General features: G+C 67.9%; 13 protein-coding genes. 5 read left to right on the top strand and 8 right to left on the bottom strand.

The annotated features are described in order from the left end of the window. Positions 1-6: 6 nt before the first annotated feature. The 6 genes from ntrB to VGV58_RS04430 all read right to left on the bottom strand — a co-directional run bounded on the left by ntrB (position 7) and on the right by VGV58_RS04430 (position 8132). Complete coding sequence (gene ntrB, locus VGV58_RS04405; protein WP_326872764.1) at positions 7-915, bottom strand: nitrate ABC transporter permease; 909 nt, start codon at positions 913-915, stop codon at positions 7-9. Positions 916-956: 41 nt separating this feature from the next. Beyond that, complete coding sequence (locus tag VGV58_RS04410; RefSeq protein WP_326873559.1) at positions 957-3644, bottom strand: nitrate reductase; 2688 nt, start codon at positions 3642-3644, stop codon at positions 957-959. Next, positions 3644-4858: an NAD(P)/FAD-dependent oxidoreductase gene (locus VGV58_RS04415; protein ID WP_326872765.1), complete on the bottom strand. Its 1215-nt coding sequence runs from the start codon at positions 4856-4858 to the stop codon at positions 3644-3646. The genes VGV58_RS04410 and VGV58_RS04415 overlap by 1 nt, the downstream gene beginning before the upstream one ends. 4 nt (positions 4859-4862) lie before the next feature. Then, the gene (locus tag VGV58_RS04420) at positions 4863-6191 is read right to left on the bottom strand and encodes a CmpA/NrtA family ABC transporter substrate-binding protein (protein WP_326872766.1); all 1329 of its coding nucleotides are present in this window, start codon (positions 6189-6191) and stop codon (positions 4863-4865) included. A 286-nt stretch (positions 6192-6477) separates the two neighbouring features. Beyond that, the gene (locus tag VGV58_RS04425; RefSeq protein ID WP_326872767.1) at positions 6478-7551 is read right to left on the bottom strand and encodes a CmpA/NrtA family ABC transporter substrate-binding protein; all 1074 of its coding nucleotides are present in this window, start codon (positions 7549-7551) and stop codon (positions 6478-6480) included. Continuing rightward, on the bottom strand, positions 7548-8132 hold the full coding sequence (locus tag VGV58_RS04430) for an ANTAR domain-containing response regulator (RefSeq protein ID WP_326872768.1): 585 nt from the start codon (positions 8130-8132) through the stop codon (positions 7548-7550). The genes VGV58_RS04425 and VGV58_RS04430 overlap by 4 nt, the downstream gene beginning before the upstream one ends. Before the next feature lie 326 nt (positions 8133-8458). Here VGV58_RS04430 and VGV58_RS04435 point away from each other — a divergent pair, with 326 nt between their 5' ends. The 5 genes from VGV58_RS04435 (at position 8459) to VGV58_RS04455 (ending at position 19132) form a co-directional block, all read left to right on the top strand. Next, entirely contained in the window at positions 8459-9889 is a 1431-nt protein-coding gene (locus VGV58_RS04435; protein ID WP_326872769.1) for an efflux transporter outer membrane subunit, read from the top strand. Then, positions 9886-11343, top strand: coding sequence for an efflux RND transporter periplasmic adaptor subunit (locus VGV58_RS04440; protein ID WP_326872770.1), 1458 nt, complete (start codon positions 9886-9888; stop codon positions 11341-11343). Before VGV58_RS04435 ends, VGV58_RS04440 begins: the two co-directional genes overlap by 4 nt. A gap of 13 nt (positions 11344-11356) precedes the next feature. Continuing rightward, entirely contained in the window at positions 11357-14533 is a 3177-nt protein-coding gene (locus VGV58_RS04445; protein WP_326872771.1) for an efflux RND transporter permease subunit, read from the top strand. Further along, positions 14530-17673: an efflux RND transporter permease subunit gene (locus VGV58_RS04450; RefSeq protein WP_326872772.1), complete on the top strand. Its 3144-nt coding sequence runs from the start codon at positions 14530-14532 to the stop codon at positions 17671-17673. Before VGV58_RS04445 ends, VGV58_RS04450 begins: the two co-directional genes overlap by 4 nt. Positions 17674-17752: 79 nt before the next feature. After that, positions 17753-19132: an L-serine ammonia-lyase gene (locus VGV58_RS04455; protein ID WP_326872773.1), complete on the top strand. Its 1380-nt coding sequence runs from the start codon at positions 17753-17755 to the stop codon at positions 19130-19132. 34 nt (positions 19133-19166) lie between these two features. On the opposite strand, the gene VGV58_RS04460 is transcribed toward VGV58_RS04455, so the two are convergent. Both VGV58_RS04460 and VGV58_RS04465 read right to left on the bottom strand, forming a co-directional pair. Beyond that, positions 19167-20639: a protein adenylyltransferase SelO gene (locus VGV58_RS04460; protein ID WP_326872774.1), complete on the bottom strand. Its 1473-nt coding sequence runs from the start codon at positions 20637-20639 to the stop codon at positions 19167-19169. Positions 20640-20895: 256 nt separating this feature from the next. Then, on the bottom strand, positions 20896-21801 hold the full coding sequence (locus VGV58_RS04465; protein WP_326872775.1) for a LysR family transcriptional regulator: 906 nt from the start codon (positions 21799-21801) through the stop codon (positions 20896-20898). Positions 21802-21877: the final 76 nt, after the last annotated feature.

A 21877-nucleotide genomic window follows, 5' to 3' on the forward strand; every position in this document is an offset into this window, starting at 1 on the left:
GTCCCCTCAGTTGGTCGCGGTGCCGCGGGTGACGACATGGCCGATGAGAGCGACGAGGCGGTCGAGCAGGAAGCCGACCACGCCGATATAGACCAGCGCCACGATGATGTCGGAGAGGCGCGAGGAGTTCCACGCATCCCAGATGAAGAAGCCGATGCCGACGCCGCCGGTCAGCATCTCGGCGGCGACGATGGCGAGCCAGGACAGGCCGACACCGATCCGCAGGCCGGTGAAGATGTAGGGCGCGGCCGAGGGCACCATGATCCGGTAGAAGAACTCGATCTGGTTCAGCCGCAGCACCTTGGCGACGTTGCGATAGTCCTGCGGGATGTTGCGGATGCCGACGGCGGTGTTGATGATCACCGGCCAGATCGCGGTGATGAAGATCACGAAGATCGCCGAGGGCTGGCTGTCGCGAAAGGCGGCGAGCGAGAGCGGCAGCCAGGCGAGCGGCGGCACGGTGCGCAGTACCTGGAAGACGGGATCGAGACCGCGCGTCGCCCAGATCGACTGGCCGACCAGGGTTCCGAGCAGCACGCCGACGATCGCCGCCAGGCTGAAGCCGATCGCGACGCGCTGCAGGGAGACCAGGATGCGCCAGCCCAGCCCGATATCCTGCGAGCCTGCCCAGTAGAACGGCTCGACGATCAGGTCCTTGGCCTCCTCCCAGATCTTGGTCGGCGGCGGCAGCGACGACTGGGGACCGGAGGCTGCGATCTGCCAGAACAGCAGGATCAGCGCGATGGTGATCAGCGGCGGCAGCAGGTTGACGAGGGCGCCTTTCGCCAGCGGCGCAAGCCTTGCCGCGAAGGGCTTCGCGGGGCCAGCCGGCAAAGGCAGGACTTCCGACGGCTTTCCCGAGAGGGGAACGACCGTCGCGCCCGCTATCGCGTCTTTCAAGACAGGCTGACCCATGTTCCAGTCTCTCCTCTGACCGAGCTCTTCCGTGGTGTTCGTCATGCCGCTTCGCTCGCGCGTGCCTGCGCGCCGATCCGGCGGATTTCAGGAAGGCATGAACCGCAATTGGTTCCCGCCTTGAGTTGGACGCCGATCTCCTCGGTCGTCGCTGCGCCGGCCGCGAAGGCGGCGCGGATGGCGTTCAGGCCGACGCCGAAGCAGGCGCAGACGGTCGGTCCGGGATCGGACCCGCCGGGATTGCGTCCCGAGAGCAGGGCAAGCCTGTTCTCGACGGTCAGGGCCGGATCGGCGAAGACGGCCTTGACCGTGTCCCAGAGTGGCGCGCGGCCAGCAGGAGCGAGGAAGAGGGCCGCCAGCAGCCGGCCTTCCCGGAGCACGGCACAGCGGTAGCTGCCGCCGTCACGGTCGATCAGCTCGGTCAATGCATCCGCGCCGAAACGCTCGCGCATCAGGTCCGCGATCGCATCGACGGAAGCATCGGTGGCGAAGAGCCGGCCGTCGCCGCCCTGCACGGCAAGCCTCGACCACCAGCTTCCGGCGGGCAGGGCAAAGGGCTCCCGCGAGAGGACGAAGCCTTCGAAGCGATAGGCGACGGGTGCGATGGAGACCGGCGTCGCCTTCATCTCGGGCTGGCCGGAGAAGGGGTCGCAGAGCGGCTGCGTCAAGGCTCCGATCCGCGCGTCGGACGCTGTCTCGTCCGACCAGTGAATCGGTGCGAACAGGTCCCCGCGGGAAACGCCGTCATCGGCGACGACCTTGAGCACGGCTCCGCCATGGGCACTGGCGAGGCGGGCGAAACCGCCCTCGACCAGCCCGAAGCGCGAGATCTCGGATGGGTGGAGATAGACCGAGGGCTCGGCGATGTGCGCGCTGAGCCGGGGGCTGAGGCCGGTTCTGGTCATGGTATGCCAATGATCGCGCACGCGGCCGGTGTTGAGCAGCAGAGGGAAGGTCTCGTCGGCCTCTGACGCAAGTTTCGGTGCAGCGAGCGGGCGCATCTGCGCGCGGCGTTCGGGGCCGAAGAAGTGCCCGTCGCCGAAGAGCCGCGCGGTGCCCTGCGGCCGATAGGCGGGGACCGGCCATTGCACCGGCGAGAGCCCGTCGTAGCCGGCCTTGCCGAGGCCGGCATGGGCGCCGATGTCGAAATCGCGGGTGCCACCGTTCTCGAAGGCCGAGAGCGCAGCGTGCTCGGCATAGATCTCGTGCGGACCGGCATAGGCGAAGGCCTGGCCGAAGCCGAGACGCTGGGCGACTTCGCAGACGATCCACCAATCCGGCTTCACCTCGCCCGGCAACGGTAGGAAGGCGCGCTGGCGCGAGATGCGGCGCTCGGAATTGGTGACGGTGCCGTCCTTCTCGCCCCAGGCAGCCGCCGGCAGGATATAATGCGGCCTGGCCGCGAGCGTGTCGTTGGAAAGGACGTTCTCGGAGACGACGAAGAGATCGAGCCCGGCGAGGGCGGCGCGCACCTTGTCGGCATCCGGCAGGGAGACCGCGGGGTTGGTCGCCATCACCCACATCGCGCGGATGCCGCCTTGGGCGACCGCCTCGAGCATCTGGACGGCCTTGAGGCCCTCGTGGCGGACGATATTGGGCGCTTGCCAGAAGCGGCGGACCCGATCGATCTCTTCCGCGCCATAGCCCATATGGGCGGCAAGCATGTTGGCGAGGCCGCCAACCTCGCGCCCGCCCATGGCGTTGGGCTGGCCGGTAAGCGAGAAGGGGCCGCAGCCGGGCCGCCCGATCCGCCCGGTTGCAAGGTGGCAGCTCAGGATCGCCGCGACTTTGTCGGTGCCTTGCGCCGACTGGTTGACGCCCTGGCTCCAGGCGGTGACGACCTGCGGCGTGCTCGCCCAGATCTCGTAGAAGGCCGCGATCTCCTCGGGCTTCAGGCCCGTGGCGGCGGAAACCGAGATGATGTCCGGCGCGATCTCCCGCGCATTGACGAGCGCCGCGTCGAAGCCGGCGACATGGCGCATGACATAGGTGCGATCGACGAGGCCGCGATCGGCAAGGTGGACGAGCAGGCCTGCGAAGAGCGCGGCATCGGAGCCGGGCTTCAGCGCCAGAACCATATCGGCGTCTTCCGCAGTCGCGGTGACCCGCGGATCGAGGACGACGACGCGTGCGCCGCGTTCCCGCCGGTTGTCCTGCATCCGCCGGAACAGGATCGGATGGCACCAGGCCGTATTCGAGCCGACGAGGACGATCAGGTCGGCGCTGTCGAAATCCTCATAGGCGCCGGGCACCGTGTCGGAGCCGAAGACCCGGCGCTGAGCCGCGACCGTCGAGGACATGCAGAGCCGCGAATTGGTATCGACATGGGGCGTGCCGATGAAGCCCTTCGCCAGCTTGTTGGCGACGTAATAGTCCTCGGTCAGGAGCTGGCCGGAAAGGTAGAAGGCGATCGCCTCGGGACCGTGCCTGGCGGCAATGGCCCGCAAACCGGCCGCAACGGCATCGAGCGCCTCGTCCCAGCTGACCCTGTCATAGCTGCCGGCGGCGTTACGCTTCAGCGGATGCAGCACCCGGCTGCCGAGCCCGAGCGTCTCGCCGAGTGCCGAGCCCTTTGAGCAGAGCCGCCCGCGATTGGCCGGATGGTCCGCATCTCCGGCGATGGTGGCGCCGCCCAGCCCGTCCGGCGTCGCCTTCACGCCGCAGCCGACCCCGCAATAGGGGCAGGTCGTGCAGGTCGCAGCCGGAGCGAGGGGAGCGTCGTGGCGCATCACGCAGCCATCCCGATGCAATAGCTCTCGCCGAAGGGCAGGTCGGCGCGGATCGCGCTGATGTCCTGGCCCGAGCGGATCAGCCCGAGATAGAACAGCGCGCCGCTGGCATCTCCGACCAGCACGCAACCGGCGAGCCGCCCCTGGCGCAGCACGAATTTGCGGTAGATGCCGGCGGCCGGATCGCGCAGCAACAGGACCTCGTCGTCCTCTCCCGGCTCGACCGAGCCTGCCGAGAAGACGCTGACGCCGCTGACCTTGAGATTGGTCGCCAGCAGCGAACCGGTATAGCGTTCCCGCACGCCGGCAAGTCGCGCGGCCAGCACGCGGGCCTGCTCATATGCCGGCTCGACCAGGCCATAGACCAGGCCGCGGTGCTCGGCGCATTCGCCGATGGCGAAGATGCAGGGATCGCTGCTGGCAAGGCCGTCATCGACATCGATGCCGCGATTGACGTCGAGCCCTGCCGCGACGGCGAGATCGACGCGCGGGCGCACGCCGATGGCGACGACGACCAGATCGGCCGGGATCACGCTGCCATCGGTCAACTCCACCGCCTCGACACGGCTCTTGCCGACGAAGCGCTCGGCCGTGCAGTTCAGGCGGATGTCGATGCCACGCGCCGTGATCTCCCCGGCAAGCAGGCCTGCGCCCTCGCGATCGAGCTGGCGTTCCATCAACCGGTCGGCGAGATGCAGGACCGTGACCTTGCCGCCGATCCTGGCGAGCCCATAGGCCGCCTCCAGCCCGAGCAGCCCGCCGCCGATCACCACGACGCGCGCGCCGGTCGCGGCAACGGTACGGAACAGCGCGACATCGGCGACATCGCGGAAGCTCGCGACGCCGGGCAGCTCCAGCCCGGGCACCGGCGGCATCAGCGGGCGCGAGCCGGTCGCGAGCACGAGCTTGCCGTAAGGCAGGACGAGACCGTCGGCCAGGGTCACGCACTTCGCCGCCCGATCGATGCCGGTTACCGGCCTGCCGTAGACCATCGAGACGCCGCGCGCCTGCCACCAGGCGGCGGGCTTCAGCTCGATCTCGGGCTCGCCGATCTCGCCTGCCAGCAGCGGCGAGAGCAGCACCCGATTATAGGCCAGCCGCGGTTCGTCCCCGATCACCGCGACGGCATAGCGTCCGAGCGCCTGCCGGCTGAGCTCGTCAGCCAGCCGCGTCGCGGCCATGCCGTTGCCGACGATGATCAAGGGCTCGGCCATGGCGTCAGGCCACCCGCTTGATCTTCAGCGCCTTGAGATAGTCCAGCGGCGCGGCGGGATCGAACTTCATGCCGTCGAAGAAGGTCTCGACGCCGCGGGAGTCGCCGCTCGCGGCATTGGCGACGCCGAGCGTCTTGGCGGCTTCCGACCACAGGTCCGAGCGGTTGGTCTTGTCGACCAGCGCCTTGATGTCGGTGTTCGTATCGAACTTGCCCCAGCGGATGTTCTCGGTGACGAACCAGCTGTCATGGCTCTTCCAGGGATAGGAGACGGTGCCGCCTTCGCCCCAGAACTTCATGTAGAGATTGGTGCCCTTCACCTCGCGGCCATTGCCGTAGTTGATGTCGCCCTGCAGGCGCTTGTTGATGTCGCCGACCGGGACGTTGAACCATTGCCGCTTGCCGACGATCTCGGCGAGCTCCTGACGGTTCTCCATTTTGTCAGCCCACATCTGGGCTTCCATCACTGCCATCAGGATCGCCTGCGTCGCCCTGGGGTTGGCGTCGACGAAATCGGCGCGCATGCCGAGGATCTTCTCAGGGTGCTTGAACCAGAGCTCGCCGGTGGTCAGCGCGGTGTAGCCGATGTTCTGGTTGACGAGCTGCTCGTTCCAGGGCTCGCCGACGCAGAAGCAATCCATGGTGCCGACCTTCATGTTCGCCACCATCTGCGGCGGCGGCACGACGATCACCTTGATGTCGCTGTCGGGGTCGATGCCGCCGGCGGCGAGCCAGTAGCGGATCCAGAGATCGTGGGTGCCGCCCGGGAAGGTCATGGCGGCGGTCAGTTCCTTGCCGGCCGCCTTCTTGCGCTCGAAGGCCTGCTTCAGCGGCGAAGCGTCCTTCTGGACGTTGAGATCCTTGTATTCGTTGGAGACCGAGATCGCCTGCCCGTCCTGGTTCAGGTTGAGCAGCGTGTACATCGGCAGCGGCTGGCCGTTCTGCATGACCTTGCCGGTCGAATAGAGATGCGTCTTCGGCCGCAGGATGTGGCCGCCGTCGATGCCGTTGTTCTTGAAGCCCAGCGCCATGTTGTCGCGCGTCGCGCCCCAGGAGGCCTGCTTGGCGATGTCCATGTCGGGGACGCCGTGCTTGGCGAAGAGACCCTTCTCCTTGGCGATGATCAGCGGCGCCGCATCGGTCAGGGCGATGTAGCCGAGGCGGGTGCCCTTGACCTCGGGACCGGCGCCTTGCGCGAAGGCTCCGGACGGCAAGGCAGTTTTCGCCGCAGCGAGCAGGGCGGCCGTGCCGGACAGATTGAGAAAGTCGCGGCGGCTTGGGCCTGCCTGCCGGGCAGCGAGCGTCCTGGTCCGGGTCTTGGAGCTGTACGTCATCGATCGCCTCTCGGTTGCTGAGCTGTCGCCTGCGTGAAACCAGCCCCGAACGCGAAAAACGCCGCGCGAAAGACGCCTTGGCAGGCGCATTCGACAGCGACGTTGCTGTGTCTTCCGGATCGGGGATGGCGCGGGCAGCGTTGGCCGCGTCGCATCGATCCCTACAAGGATCGTGCCAACCGCCTCGTGGCGGCCCCAGCCTTGAATTGCTATAGGTTCGCGGTGGCGAGGCGCATGCGGTGTGCCAGCGCTGCTTTGTTGCAGCGCACAATCGCGACGCAATTGCCTAACTAATAGGCTTATCGTTCATTGAAGCCAGAATGCCCTCGAAAGAGGCAGGCAAGAAGACATGGCGTGCGGCGTCGCACATCTGCGGGGTCGCGATGACCTGCCCGGCGCGCTGCATGCCGGCAAGAACCCAGTCGGCATCGTCCGGGTCAGGACGCAGGGCCTCCCGGCCGAAGCGGACGAACTGCTCGATCCGGCGCGTCGGCCGATTGCCGCCCTGGATCAGATCGCCATGGAGAATACGCTCGATGAGCTCCGCCGGCAGCGCGAGCCGGTCCGGAGCGGACAGGTGATGCGCCATGCGCGAGAAATTCTCCGGGCGGCAGGCCCAGGCGCTGGCCTTCAGGATTGCGGAGCCGAGCTTCGAGACGGCGGCCGGGCGCTTCTGCACGTCGTCGGCACGCCAGGCCAGGACCTTGTCATGGCAGTTGCGCCGGAGATCGACGCTGGCATGGACCATCGCGCCGACGCCGGCCGCCACCGCCGCCGAATTCCATGGCGCTCCCGCGCAAAAGCCATCGATCCGTCCGCTGGCGAGCGCTTCGACGGTCTGCGGAGGGGGCACGACCTCCAAACGGATGTCCTCGCCAAGCCTGAGACCACCCTTATCGAGCCATTCCCCGAGCAGGTAGATATGCGTCGAGAAGCCGAAGACCGCAGCCAGGGTCAGCGGCGGCAAGCCGGCTGCCTTGCGGCGCGCGACCATGGCGGCGAGCGCCCGGGCCGAGACGACCGTATCGGACAGATCGCCATCGGCCAGACGGGATAATTCCTCGAAGCGCCGGAGCGACAGGGTGATCGCGGCGCCATCCCGGTTGAGTGCCATCGGTGCCGCCATCGGGGCCTTGACGCCGCCGATGCCGAGCGTCGCGGCGATGGCGGCCGGGCCAAGCATATGGGCCGCGTCGAACAGGCGCACATTCAGCTTGTCGCGCAGATTCGACCACGAGACCTCGCGGACCAGTTCGAGGTTCAGGCCCTCGGCCTCGGCGAAACCCTCGTCCTTGGCCAGGACGACGAGCGCGCAATCGACCAGCGGCATGAAGCCGACCCGCAGGTGCAGCGTCGTCATTTCAGCATCTCCGCGGCGGTGATGAGGGAGCGGGCGATGTCGACGAGCTTGCGCTTCTCGTTCATCGCGGTGCGGCGCATCAGGGCATAGGCTTCGTCTTCCGAGAGGCCTTTCAGCCGCATGACGATGCCCTTGGCACGGTCGATCGTCTTGCGATCTTCGAGCTGGGAGCGGGCCTCGTCGAGCTCCTCGCGCAATTTGCGGAAGGCATTGAAGCGGCTGATGCAGGTCTGCAGGATCGGCTGCATCCGCTCCTTCTTCAGCCCGTCGACGATATAGGCGGAGACGCCGGCCTCGACCGCGGCCTCGATCGAGGCCGAATCCGACTGGTCGACGAACATGGTGATCGGCCGGCGGATATGCCGGCTGACCAGGAACATGTCGGCAAGGGCGTCGCGGCTCGGGTCCTCGAGGTCGATCACCACGACATCGGGATCGTGCGTCTCGATGGCGGCGACGAGGCCGGTCGTCGCGGAGAGGCGAATGAGCTGCTGGTAGCCCGCTTCCCGCAGGCCTTCCTCGATGATCGCAGCCCTGACCTGGTTCGCATCGACGATAAGGATCCGCAGATTGGGCACCATGCCTTGCAGACGTTCCCTGTGAAATGACTGGGCATCGCTCAATCAGGAATCGTGCCAGCGCGACTTGCTGGCCGCAGTCGAGTGGATGAGGCCCGGACACTGAACGTGGCCATGCAGCTGACGACCTGTTCGGACATGCAGAGCCGACTGCACTCCGAAGCGTCCTGATTCATGAACAGAAATTCACTTTCTCTCCTCTCCCGGTCGCTCTAGAAGCGGGTCTGTCGCGTCGTGTTCCGCGGTTTTTCGAATCGAGGCTGGAGAAGAGCGGCATGGTGCCGGGCTACAGGCGTGATCTTGCGGGACACGCGGTCGCACATTCGCTCTTGCGTCTCTCATCCGCGGCAGCCATCGCACTTGGCCTCGCCGGCTGCCTGCCGGCCGACCAGCGGCCCGAGCTTGGCGTCGCCCTCACGCGCAGCTTCGCCGCCGGCGAGAAACGCGCCGCCCCCGCCGTCTCGCCCGACTGGCCGCGCCTGTTCCGCTCGGCCGAACTCAATCGCCTGGTCGAACGGACGGTCGGCGCGAATTTCGACATCGCCATCGCCATGACGCGCATCCGGCAGGCCGATGCGCAGTCCCGCATCGGAGCGGCGACGCTCTATCCGACGCTGAGCGGCTCGGCCGACGGCTCGCGCAGCCTCCGACCCGGCACGCTCGGCTCAAAGCGCGGGCCGTTCAGCGAGAGCGTCGGCAACCAGTTCAGCCTCGGCCTCTCGGCGAGCTACGAGCTCGATTTCTGGGGCAAGAATCGTGCGACCGCCGATGCCGGGCGCTTCGCCGCCGAGGCGACGCGCTTCGACCGCGATGTGGTGGCGCTGACCGCGATCTCCAGCGTGACGAATAGCTATTTCCAGGTGCTGGCGGCGCAGGACCGTCTGCGCATCGCCCGCGAGAACATCGCGGTGGCCGAGCGGACGCTCAAGGTGATCCAGGCCCGGCTCTCCGTCGGCACCGCGACCCAGCTCGACATCGCGCAGCAGGAAAGCGTGGTGGCGCAGCAGAAGGCCTCCGTGCCGGCCCTCGAGCTCTCGCAGCGCCAGGCCAAGGTCACGCTCGCGGTGCTTGTCGGCGAGACGCCGGCCGTCATAGCGATCAAGGGCGGCAGCCTGAACGCGATCGCCGTGCCGACGGTGCGCGCAGGCCTGCCCTCGCAATTGCTGCAACGCCGGCCGGATATCGCCGAAGCCGAGGCCCGCCTCACCGCGCAGGAAGCGACGCTTCACGCCGCCCGCGCCGCGCTTTATCCGAGCATCAAGCTGACCGGACAGGGCGGGCTCGAAAGCGCGTTGCTGAAGAACCTGCTGCGGCCCGATGCGGCCTTCGCCTCGGCGGCAGCGGGCCTCGTCCAACCCATTCTCGACGGCGGCAACCTGCGCGCCCGGGTCGAGCTCGAACGCGGCACGGCCGACGAACTGATCGCGACCTATCGCAAGACCATCGTCAGCGCCTTCGCCGATGTCGAGAACGCGCTGATCGCGATCCAGGAGAACACCCGGCACGAGCGGCTGCAGGGCGAAGTCGTGGCCTCGGCCAGGCGTGCCTATGCCATCACCGAGCAGCGGCTGCGCGAGGGCACGATCGACATCGTGACGCTGCTGAACACCCAGCAGACCCTGTTCCAGGCGCAGGACCAGCTCTCGCAGATCAAGCTCCAGAAGCTGAATGCCTATGTCGAGCTGTTCAAGGCGCTGGGCGGCGGCTGGACCGAAGCCGACCGCCGAACGGCCATCATCGCGACCGAGGCGGCGGAATGAAGCGTCTTCTCATCCTTCTCGTGCTGCTCGGCGCCGCCGCCTGGGGCTGGCACAGCTATAATGGCGGCTGGATGCCCGGCGGCGAGGACAGCGTCGCGGCTGGCCAGCAGGGAGGCGGGCGCGGCGGCCGGCGCGCCCGCTTCGGCAACAATGAAGGGCCGATCCCGGTGATCGCGACCCCGGCACGTTACGGCGACGTGCCGGTCACCGCCGATGCCGTCGGCACGATCCAGGCGCTGAACACCGTGACCGTGCGCACGCAGGTCGACGGCAGGCTGATCGAGATCGCCTTCAAGGACGGGCAGGATATCCGGAAGGGCGATCTTCTGGCCAGGATCGACCCGACGACCTACCAGGCGCAATACGATCAGGCCATGGCCAAGAAGGCCCAGGACGAGGCGCAGCTCGCCAATGCCCGCGCCGATCTCGAGCGCTACGCCAAGCTCGCCCAGACCGATTACGGCTCGCGCCAGCAGGCCGACACCCAGCGCGCCACGGTGGCGCAGCTCGAGGCGCTGGTCCGCTCCGATCAGGGCGCGATCGACAATGCCAAGGCCTATCTCGACTACACCACGATCCGCGCGCCGATCGACGGCCGGCTCGGCATCCGGCAGGTCGACCAGGGCAACATCGTCCGCGCCTCCGACTCCAACGGTCTCGTCGTCATCACCCAGCTCAAGCCGATCGCCATGATCTTCAATCTGCCGCAGCAGCAATTGCGGGCGGTGAGCGCTGCGGTGGCGCGCGGCCCGGTCGAGGTCGACGCGCTCGACTCCGATGGCACCACGATCATCGACAAGGGCGTCGTCGAGGTCATCGACAACGTCGTCGACCAGACCACCGGCACGATCAAGGTCAAGGCGCGCTTCCCGAACGAGCGGCTGCAGCTCTGGCCGGGCCAGTTCGTCAATGTCCGCGTCTTCGTCGACGTGCTCAGGCATGTCGTGGTGGCGCCGACCGCCGCGATCCAGCGCGGGCCGAACGGCGCCTATGTCTTCGCGGTCAACGAGGATGAGACGGTGCGGCAGGTGACCGTCACCGTCGGCCAGCAGGACGAGACGACGGCCGTGATCACCGCAGGCGTCGAGCCGCCGGCGAAGCTCGTCACCACGGGCTTCGCACGCCTGACCGACAAGGCGAGGGTGCGCGTCTCGACGCCGGAGGAGGCCGCCCAGCCCCCGGCTGCCATGCCGGGCCGTCGCAGCACGCGCGAGCCGGGTCAGGGCCAGGGACAAGGGCAACGCCGGCAGCGCGACCGAGCCGCGGGCGATGCTGGTGGGGCGGGTTCTGCGGCTCCGGCACCGGACGCGACGGGCGGGCCGCCAGCCGGGAGCGATGGCTCGGGCCAGAACCGGCCGCGGCGCAATGGCGGGGCGCGCGAGGGCGCAGCACCCGGCGGGCAGGGTTCCCCGGCCGGCGGATCGGGTGCACAAAGACCGCAAGCGCAGCCATGACGGGGCAGCCGCGATGAGCGTGTCCGCGCCTTTCATCAGCCGGCCCATCGCGACCTCCCTGCTCGGCGTCGCGGTGCTGCTCTGCGGCATCCTCGGCTATCTGCGCCTGCCGGTCTCGGCCCTGCCGCAGGTCGATTTCCCGACCATCCAGATCACCACCCAGCTTCCCGGCGCGAATCCCGAGACGATCGCCTCGCTGGTGACGGCGCCGCTCGAGCGGCAGTTCGGCCAGATCCCCGCACTCTCGACGATGTATTCGCAGAGCTCCTTCGGGCTTAGCCAGATCACGCTGCAGTTCGACCTCGATCGCGACATCGATGCCGCCGCCCAGGATGTGCAATCGGCGATCAACGCGGCGGGCTCGACCCTGCCGCGCACGCTGCCCTATCCGCCGACCTATTCGAAGATCAACCCGGCCGATGCGCCGATCATGGTGCTGGCGCTGACCTCCGACACGGTCTCGCTGCGCCAGCTCAGCGATCTCGCCGACACCCTGCTCTCGCCGCGGCTCTCCGAGGTCTCCGGCGTCGGCCATGTCTCGCTCGAAGGCGGCGTGCGTCCGGCGATCCGCATCCAGGCCGATCTGGCGCGGCTCGCCGCCTACGGCCTCGGCATGGAGGATCTGCGCACCGCCATCGTCAACTCCAATGTCGCGGGCTCCAAGGGCGCGCTCGACGGCAACCATCAGGCCTACACCATCAGCGCCAACGACCAGATCGGCAGCGCCTCGGCCTATCGCGACATCGTCGTCGCCTATCGCAGCGGCGCGCCGGTCTTCCTGCGCGACGTGGCGGTGGTGCTGGAGGACCTCGAGAACAGCCGCGTCGGTGCCTGGTTCCGCGGCAAGACGGCGGTGGTACTCGACGTGATGCGCCAGCCCGGCGCCAACATCGTCACCACGGTTGCACAGGTGAAGCAGGAGATTCCGCGCCTGCGCAACGGCATGCCGGCCGGCGTCGAGCTGCAGATCGTCAGCGACCGCACCGAGACGATCCGCGCCTCGATCGCCGATGTCCAGTTCACGCTGGTGGTGGCCTGCGCGCTGGTGGTGCTGGTGGTGCTGCTGTTCCTGCGCACGGTACGCGCCACGATCATCGCGGGCGTGGCGCTGCCGCTCTCGCTGATCGCGACCTTTGCGGTGATGTGGCTCGCCGGCTTCAGCCTCGACAATCTCTCGCTGATGGCCCTGACCATCGGCACGGGCTTCGTCGTCGACGATGCGATCGTGATGATCGAGAACATCGTGCGCAACATGGAGCAGGGCAAGAAGCCGCTCCGCGCCGCCTATGACGGCGCCAAGGAGATCGGTTTCACCGTGATCTCGCTGACGGTCTCGCTGGTCGCGGTCTTCATCCCGCTGCTGTTCATGACCGGGCTGGTCGGCCGCATGTTCCGCGAATTCGCGCTGACGCTGACCATCGCGGTCGTGGTCTCGGCGGTGGTCTCGCTGACCCTGACGCCGATGATGTGCGCCCGCATGCTGCGCCAAGGCGGCCATGGTGCCGGTCAGGAGCGCGAGAACTGGCTGATGCGGCTGGCCGAGTGGCCGGTCACCGCGATGGCGCGGCTCTACGAGGTCACGCTCGGTTGGGCGCTGAAGGCGCGGACGCTCGTGCTGCTCGCCACCGTCGCCACGGCGGTGCTGACGGTGTGGATGTACATCATCATCCCCAAGGGCTTCCTGCCGAGCCAGGATACCGGCCTGCTCAATGTCGTGCTCGAATCCTCGCCCGACGTCTCCTTCAACGAGATGAAGCGGTTGCAGGAGAAGGCGACGCAGGCCTTCGAACAGGACGGCGACGTCACCGGCGTGGTCTCGGTGCTTGGCATCGGCCAGGCCAATGCCACCCTGAACACCGCCCGGCTGACGGTGACCTTGCGGCCCAAGGATGAGCGACGCGACGACGCGGTCGTGATCGCCGAGCGGTTGCGCCTCGCCGCCGCCGCGATCCCGGGTCTCGTGGCCTATGTCCAGCCGGTGCAGGACATCCAGATCACGACCCGCGCCAGCCGCTCGCAATACCAGTACACGCTGACCGGAGCCGAGCAGGCCCAGGTGATGGAATGGGCGCGCAAGCTCTCGGAGGCGCTGCGGCGCGAACCGATCGTGCGCAATGTCGCCAACGAGACGCAGGATGGCGGGCTGCGCGCCCATGTCGAGATCGACCGGGCCAAGGCAGGCCGGCTCGGCATCTCGATCCAGGCCGTGGACGACACGCTCTACGACGCCTTCGGCCAGCGCCAGATCGCGACGATCTACGAGCAGTCGAACCAGTATCGCGTGATCCTGGAGGCGGCGCCGCAATATCTGCGCGACCCCGCCGCCCTCTCGAAGCTCTACGTCACCGGCAACACCAACACGCAGGGCCAGACCAACACCGCCGGCACAACCACGGTGACGCAGAACAGCGTGCAGGTGCCGCTCTCGTCGTTCACCCGGTTGATCCGCGAGACCGCGCCGCTCTCCATCGCCCATCAGGAGCAGTTCCCGGCTGCGACCATCAGCTTCGACCTCGCGCCCGGCGAAGCGCTCGGCGATGCCGTCAAGATGATCGCCGCGGTCGAGCGCGAGATCGGCATGCCGAGTGCGATCTCCGGAGCGTTCAGCGCCGATGCGGCCGAATTCAACCGTTCCCTCGCCAACCAGCCCTGGCTGATCCTTGCGGCGATCGTGACGATCTATCTCGTCCTCGGCATCCTCTACGAGAGCTATGTCCACCCGTTCACGATCCTGACGACGCTTCCTTCCGCTGGCGTAGGCGCCCTACTCGCTTTAGTCCTGACCGGACGCGAGCTCTCGATCGTGGCGCTGATCGGCATCATCCTGCTGATGGGCATCGTCAAGAAGAACGCGATCATGATGATCGATTTCGCGCTCGACGCCGAACGGCAGGAGGGGCTGTCGCCGGAGGAGGCCATCGTCAAGGCCTGCCTGCTGCGCTTCCGGCCGATCATGATGACGACGCTCGCGGCGCTGCTCGGCGCCTTGCCGCTGGCGCTGGCGACCGGCACCGGAAGCGAGCTGCGCCAGCCGCTCGGCATCACCATCGTCGGTGGCCTGCTGCTCAGCCAGCTCCTGACCCTCTACACCACGCCGGTGATCTATCTCGCGCTTGAGAAGCTGCGCCGGCGCCTCGGCGGCGGCCGCGACGGTGTCGTGCCTCATCCTGATCCGGAGGCGGCCGAATGAGCGACGCTTCCGACGAGGACAAGGGCTGGAAATCGGTCAAGGGCCTGTCCGACGCCTTCATCCTGCGCCCCGTCGGCACCACGCTGATGGCGATCGGCCTCTTCCTCATCGGCATGGTCGCCTATGTCTTCCTGCCGGTGGCGAGCCTGCCGAGCGTCGACTTCCCGACGATCCGTGTCTTCGCCAGCCGGCCGGGGGCAGATCCGGCGACGATGGCCGGCAGTGTCGCAGCGCCGCTGGAGCGGCGGCTGGGTTCGATTCCCGGCGTCACCGAGATCACCTCGACGAGCTCGCTCGGCTCGACCTCGATCGTGCTGCAGTTCGACCTGACGCGGAACACCGACAGTGCCGCCCGCGACGTCCAGGCCGCGCTGAACGCCGCCGCAACCGATCTGCCCGGCGACCTGCCGACCCTGCCGCAATTCCGCAAGGCCAACCCCAACGCCGCGCCGATCCTGATCCTGGCCCTGACCTCGGACACGATGACACCGAGCGCGATGTACGATGCGGCCGACACCGTGATCGCGCAGCGCATCTCGCAGGTGGAAGGGGTCGGCGAGGTCACGGTCAACGGCGCCGAGCAGCCGGCGATCCGCGTGCGCGTCGATCCTGCCCAGCTCGCCGCCATGGGCCTGAGCCTCGACACGATCCGCACCGCTATCGTCAGCGCCAACACCGTCTCCGCGGTCGGCTCCTTCGACGGCGAGCGCCGCAGTGAGACCCTCTCCGCCAACAACCAGATCCGCGAGCCGGAGGATTACGGCAACATCGTCGTGCGCTCGGCGAAAGGCACGGTGGTCCGGCTCGCCGATGTCGCGACCGTCGAACGCGGCGTGCGCAACAGCCGCGCCGCCGGCTGGTACAACGGCAAGCCGGCGATCCTGATCACCATCACCAAGCAGGCCGACGCCAACGTCATCGACACCGTCGACCGGGTGAAGGCGCTGCTGCCCGAGGTCCAGCGCTGGGTGCCGGCCGGGATCCAGTTCTCGATCATGTCGGACCGCACGGTCACGATCCGTGCCTCGATCGCCGACATCCAGCACACGCTCTTGATCTCCATCGCGCTGGTGATGCTGGTCGTCTTCCTGTTCCTGCGCCGGACGACGCTGACCGTCGCAGCCGGCGTCACCGTGCCGCTCTCCATCGCCGGCACCTTTGCCGCGATGTGGGTCGCCGGCTTCACGCTCGACAATCTCTCGCTGATGGCGGTGACGATCTCGGTCGGCTTCGTCGTCGACGACGCCATCGTCATGATCGAGAACATCGAGCGCAACGTCGCCCGGGGCATCTCGCCGCTGCGCGCCGCTTTGCTCGGCGCCGGCCAGATCGGCTTCACCGTGGTCTCGATCAGCCTCTCGCTGATCGCGGCCTTCATCCCGCTCTTCTTCATGGACGGGGTGGCCGGCCGCTTCTTTCGCGAGTTCACGCTGACGCTGACCTTCGCCATCCTCGTCTCGACGGCGGTCTCGCTCAGCGTCACGCCGATGGTCTGCGCGCATTTCCTCAAGAGCGGCCCGCATGTGCCTGGTCGCTTCGACCGCGCCGTCGAGCGTGTGCTGGCGGCGATGACCGGCTTCTATGCCCGCACGCTCACGGTCGTGCTGCGGCATAGCTGGCTCATGCTGATCGTGATGGTCGCGACCGTGGCGCTGACCGTGCAGATGTTCCGCAGCGCGCCGAAGGGCTATTTCCCGCAGGACGACACCGGGCTCATCATCGGCTTCACCCAGGCTTCGACCGACATCTCCTTTCCGGCGATGGCGCAACTCCAGCAGCAGGGCGCCGCAATCGTCGCGAGCGATCCTGCCATCCTCGGCGTCGCCTCCTTCATCGGGGGCGGCGGCTCGGTGAACACCGGGCGCTTCTTCGTCAGCCTGAAGCCCCTAGAGGAACGTGGCCTGAGCTCGGCCCAGGTGGTCAACCGCCTGCGCGGTCGCCTCGGCTCGATCCCGGGCTTGCGCATCTTCCTGACCCCGGTGCAGGATGTGCGCGCCGGCGGGCGCCAGGGCCGCTCGCAATACCAGTTCACGCTCTGGGATCCCGATCTGCCGGAATTGCAGGAATGGGTGCCCAAGGTGCTGGAGCGCCTGCGTACCATGCCCGAGCTCGTCGATGTCTCGACCGATCGCGAGCAGGGTGGTTTGCAGGCCAATGTCGTGATCGACCGCAACAAGGCCTCGCAGCTTGGCGTCGCGATCCAGGCCATCGACAATGTGCTGGCGAATGCCTTCAGCCAGCGCCAGATCTCGACGATCTACGGCGCGCGCAACCAGTATCGCGTCGTGCTGGAGATCGCGCCCTCGCGCAGCCGCGATCCCAATGACATTCTCGATCTCTACGTACCCGGCCGTAATGGCACGCAGGTGCCGATGCGCAGCGTGGTCAAGGTCGAGCGCGGCACCGCTCCGCTCGTCATCAACCATCAGGGCCAGTTCCCGGCAGTGACGATCACCTATGATCTCGCCCCCGGCGTCGGTCTGCAGGAGGCGAGCGACGCGGTCGTCGCCGCCGTCGAGGGCCTGCATATGCCGGCCTCGCTGCGAGCGGAATTCGCCGGCGACGCCAAGGCGTTCACGCAAGGGGCCGGCAGCCAGGGCGTGATGATCCTGGTCGCGATCCTGGCGGTCTACATCATCCTCGGCGTGCTCTATGAGAGCCTGATCCACCCGGTGACGATCCTCTCGACCCTGCCCTCGGCGGGCCTGGGCGCGCTGATCGCGCTGCGGATCGCGGGAGCGGACCTCACCATCATCGCCTTCATCGGCATCATCCTGCTGATCGGCATCGTCAAGAAGAACGGCATCATGCTGGTCGACTTCGCCATCAGCGCCGAGCGACAGCGCGCGATGCCCTCGCGCGAAGCGATCTTCGAGGCCTGCCTGGAGCGCTTCCGGCCGATCCTGATGACGACGCTCTCGGCCATGCTGGGCGCGGTCCCGCTGATGATCGCGACCGGTCCCGGCGCGGAGCTGCGCCGCCCGCTCGGCATCACCATCGTCGGCGGCCTGATCCTCAGCCAGATCCTGACGCTCTATACGACGCCGATCATCTATCTCTGGATGAGCAAACTGACTGCCCGCCGGAAAGGCGAGACTGCGGACTCGCAGACGACCCCGGCCAGCACGGCGTCGAGCTGAGCATTCCGGCCGGGCTGAGATCACACCGCTCGCTCTCCTGTCCTGACTGTGTAGGATCGCGGCGGGCTGGAGGCGTTTGATGTTTCTGAGTGTGTTCGACGTCTTCAAGATCGGGATCGGCCCGTCCTCGTCGCATACGATGGGGCCGATGACGGCCGCGGCGCATTTCCTGGACCTGCTGCGCCGGCATCCGTCCCGCGATGATGCGGCGGCGGTCGGCGCCACGCTCTACGGCTCGCTCGCCTTCACCGGAAAAGGCCACGCCACGGATCGCGCCGTGGCGCTCGGGCTGCTCGGCTGGACACCGGCTGAGTTCGATTTCGACGCGGCTGCGCGGCAGCTCGAGGATCTCCAGCACAGCCATCGCCTGCGTCTCGACGGCTTGCCGCCGCTCGCCTTCGATCCCGCCACCGACATCGTCTTCGATTACGGGCCGCCCTTGCCCGGCCATGCCAACGGCCTCGTCTTCCGCGCCCGGGATGCTGCTGGCGCTGAGCTCTTGTCCGAGACCTATTATTCGATCGGCGGTGGTTTCGTGGTGACGGCGCAGGAGCGCGAGGCGCCGAAAGCGGCCACCACGGCATCCTCCTGGCCCTACCCGTTCGCGAATGCGGCGACGATGCTGCGCATGGCGCGCGAGAGCGGGCTCTCAATCGCGCAGATGAAACGCGCCAACGAAATCCACCTGCGGTCGGCGGACGAGGTCGACAATGGCCTTGCCCGCCTCTGGTCGGTGATGAACGGCTGCATCGAGCGGGGCCTGAGCCAGGAGGGCGAACTGCCGGGCGGCCTGCGCGTGCGTCGCCGGGCCGCGAAGATCCATCGGCAGCTGGAGGCCGAGCGGCAGAGCAATCGCGCCCAGCCCCACGCGACCTCGGACTGGCTCGGCGTCTATGCCATGGCCGTGAACGAGGAGAATGCCGCCGGTGGCCGGGTGGTGACCTCGCCGACCAATGGGGCGGCCGGCGTCGTGCCCGCCGTGCTGCGCTACTATCTCGACCACTGCGTCGGGGCCGAGCCCGGCCGGATCCCCGACTTCCTGCTGACGGCCGCGGCGATCGGCGGGCTGATCAAGCACAACGCCTCGATCTCCGGCGCCGAGGCCGGCTGCCAGGGCGAGGTCGGCTCGGCCGCGGCGATGGCGGCGGCCGGCTTCTGTGCTGTGCTGGGCGGCTCGCCCGAGCAGATCGAGAATGCCGCGGAGATCGCCCTCGAACACCATCTCGGCATGACCTGCGACCCCGCGGCGGGCCTCGTCCAGGTTCCCTGCATCGAGCGCAACGGCATCGGCGCGATCAAGGCGGTCGCGGCCGCCTCGCTCGCCTTGCGCGGCGACGGCTCGCATTTCATGCCGCTCGACAACTGCATCGAGGCGATGCGCCAGACCGGCGAAGCCATGAACGAGCGCTTCAAGGAAACCAGCCTCGGAGGCCTGGCCGTCAACCTGCCGGAATGCTGAGCCTTGGAGGCGAACCTGCGTTCGCTGGAGCGCCCTAGGTTCCGCAGAACGTCGCGATCACGCGCTCATGTGCGGCCGGCGGCCGGGCATGGTCCTCACGGCCGGGCTGCGCCTCGAAAGGCCTGGCGAGAACTTCGATCAGCGTCTCGAACGGGGCGAGATCATCGTGCTCGACGGCAGCCTGGATCGCTGCCTCGACCAGGTGGTTGCGCGGGATGAACAGCGGGTTGGTGCCCAGCATGGCATCCTGCCGCTCCTTCGCCGTCGCAGGCTCCCGCAGCAGGCGCTGGCGCCAGCGCTCCTGCCAGGCATCGAACGCGGCCGGATCGGCGAAGAGGCTGCGACAGGCGCCGGCGCCGTCAACCTGCCCGGCCGCCTCGCTCAGGCGCCGGAAGACCAAAGTGAAATCGGCCTCGCCGCGCTGCATCGCCTCGAGCAGCGCCTTGATGAGCTCGACGTCATCAGCCTCCTCGGTGGCGAGGCCGAGCTTGCGACGGAAGCCTGCGATCAGGTGCTGCTGGAATTGCGGATCGAACCGGCCAAGCGCGTCCTGCGCGATCGACACGGCCTTGTCGGGGTCGTCGGCCAGCAGCGGCAACAACGCCTCGGCCAGGCGCGCGAGGTTCCAGCGGGCGATCGGTGGCTGGTTGCCGAAGGCATAGCGCCCGTGCTCGTCGATGGAGCTGAACACCGTCGACGGATCATAGGTATCCATGAAGGCGCAGGGGCCGTAGTCGATGGTCTCGCCGGCGATCGACATGTTGTCGGTGTTCATCACGCCGTGGATGAAGCCTATCGTCATCCATTGCGCGACGAGCGCGGCCTGCGCGGCGACCACGGCCTCGAACAGGGCGAGATAGCGGCCATCACCGGTGCAGTCCGGGTAGTGACGCGCGATGACATGGTCGGCGAGCAGGCGCAGGGCCTCGACATCGCCACGCGCGGCGAAGAACTGGAAGGTGCCGATCCGGATATGGCTGGAGGCGACGCGGGTGAGGACGGCGCCGGGCAGCGCCGTCTCGCGCCGGACGACCTCGCCCGTCAGGACCGCAGCGAGCGCGCGCGTCGTCGGGATGCCGAGAGTGGCCATCGCTTCGCTGACGACATATTCGCGCAGGACCGGCCCCAGCGCCGCCCGGCCGTCGCCGCGGCGCGAGAACGGAGTCGGGCCAGCCCCCTTGAGCTGGAGATCCCGGCGCCTGCCATGCCGGTCGACCAGCTCGCCGAGCAGGATGGCACGCCCGTCGCCGAGCTGAGGGCTGAAGCCGCCGAACTGATGGCCGGCATAGGCCGTCGCGATCGACGCCGCGCCGGCCGGCACGTCGTTGCCGGACAGCGTGGCAACGCCCTCCGGGCCTTCCAGCCAGTCCGGGGACAGCCCGAGATCCACTGCGAGCGGCCTGTTCAGCCGGATCAGCCGGGGCGCCGCAACAGGAGTTGGAGCGACCTCCGCGTAGAAGCGCTGTGGCAGGCGCGCATAGGAGTTGTCGAAGGCGATCAAGGTCATCAATGGTAGATATACGCGGAAAGTGCCATCGCAACAGGAGGCCGAACGCCGGCGGGCGATCAGGCCGCTCCGGCCGGCTGTTCCCCGGCCGTGCTTTGCTCATTCGGTCGAGTCGAAATCGTCCTCGCGGGCGTGCAGGAGCGCGGCCAGCGTATGCAGGCCGAGATCGAGCTGCTCCATGCTCGGCGTCGAATGCGGGCATGGGAGACCCGCCCTGAAGCGGGCCTTCGAAGCCGATAGCGCGCTGCTCCGACAGCTATGGCTCCGCAGTCAGGCGAGACGTCGCCCGGCGCATCAGGTCGAGCAGGTGCAATGCGGCCGGCGTCAGTGGCAGGTCGGAGCGCCTGACCAGCACCAGCGGCGGCGCTGTCAGTTCTTCCTCGACCCTGATCGTGATCAGCGCCTTTCCTGTCATCTCGAAGCGCTCCCACTGCGCCGGGACCATCGCCAGCAGGTCGCTGTTGGCGAGGCAGGTCAGCAGGGTCAGAGCCGACTGGCTGCGCACCGCGAGGCGCGGTGGCGGCAGGCCGTGGCGGGCGAAGAAGGCATTGATCTCGTCGCTCGCATCGGCGGTGATCGAGGTCGTGACCCAGTCCTGGCCGACGAGCTCGCGCAGCGATGTCGCCGCCGCCAGCGGATGGCCGGCGCGGCACAGCACGATGCGGCGATTGTGGAACAGCACCTCCCGGCTGAGCTGCGGAACCGGCTGCGCCCCGCCGTCGGGACCGATGTAGAAGTCGACCGAGCCGTCGCGCAGGCGTTCCTCGAGCGTCGGATAGAACCCCTCGATGATATGCAGCCTGATATCGGGGTAGCGGGCGCGGAACGGACGCAGGCTCGGCGGTAGCAGGGCAAGATGCGCCGCGATCGAGAGCCCGACCGTGACCGTGCCGGTGCCGGCGCCTCTGAGCTGCTCGACCTCCTCGCGGGTGCGCCTGATCTCGGTCAGGATCGATCTGGCGCGGGCGACGAAGGCCTCGCCCAATGGCGTCGCCACCACGCCACGGGCACGCCGCTCGAACAGAGGCGCGCCGAGTTCCCGTTCGAGCAAGGCGAGGCTGCGCGTCAGCGCCGGCTGGGCGATCTGCAGATGCCGCGCCGCGGCCCGCATGCTGCCGCGCTCGGCGATCGCCACCACCTCCTCGAAGTGATCAAGCTTCATCGACACGGTCTCCGGACCCGGCTCATTGATACCGATCTGCTATCGCTCCTGCAATTTTTCCATCTGTTCAGGTATC

It is taken from the genome of Allobosea sp., assembly GCF_035944895.1.
Lineage (GTDB): Bacteria > Pseudomonadota > Alphaproteobacteria > Rhizobiales > Beijerinckiaceae > Allobosea.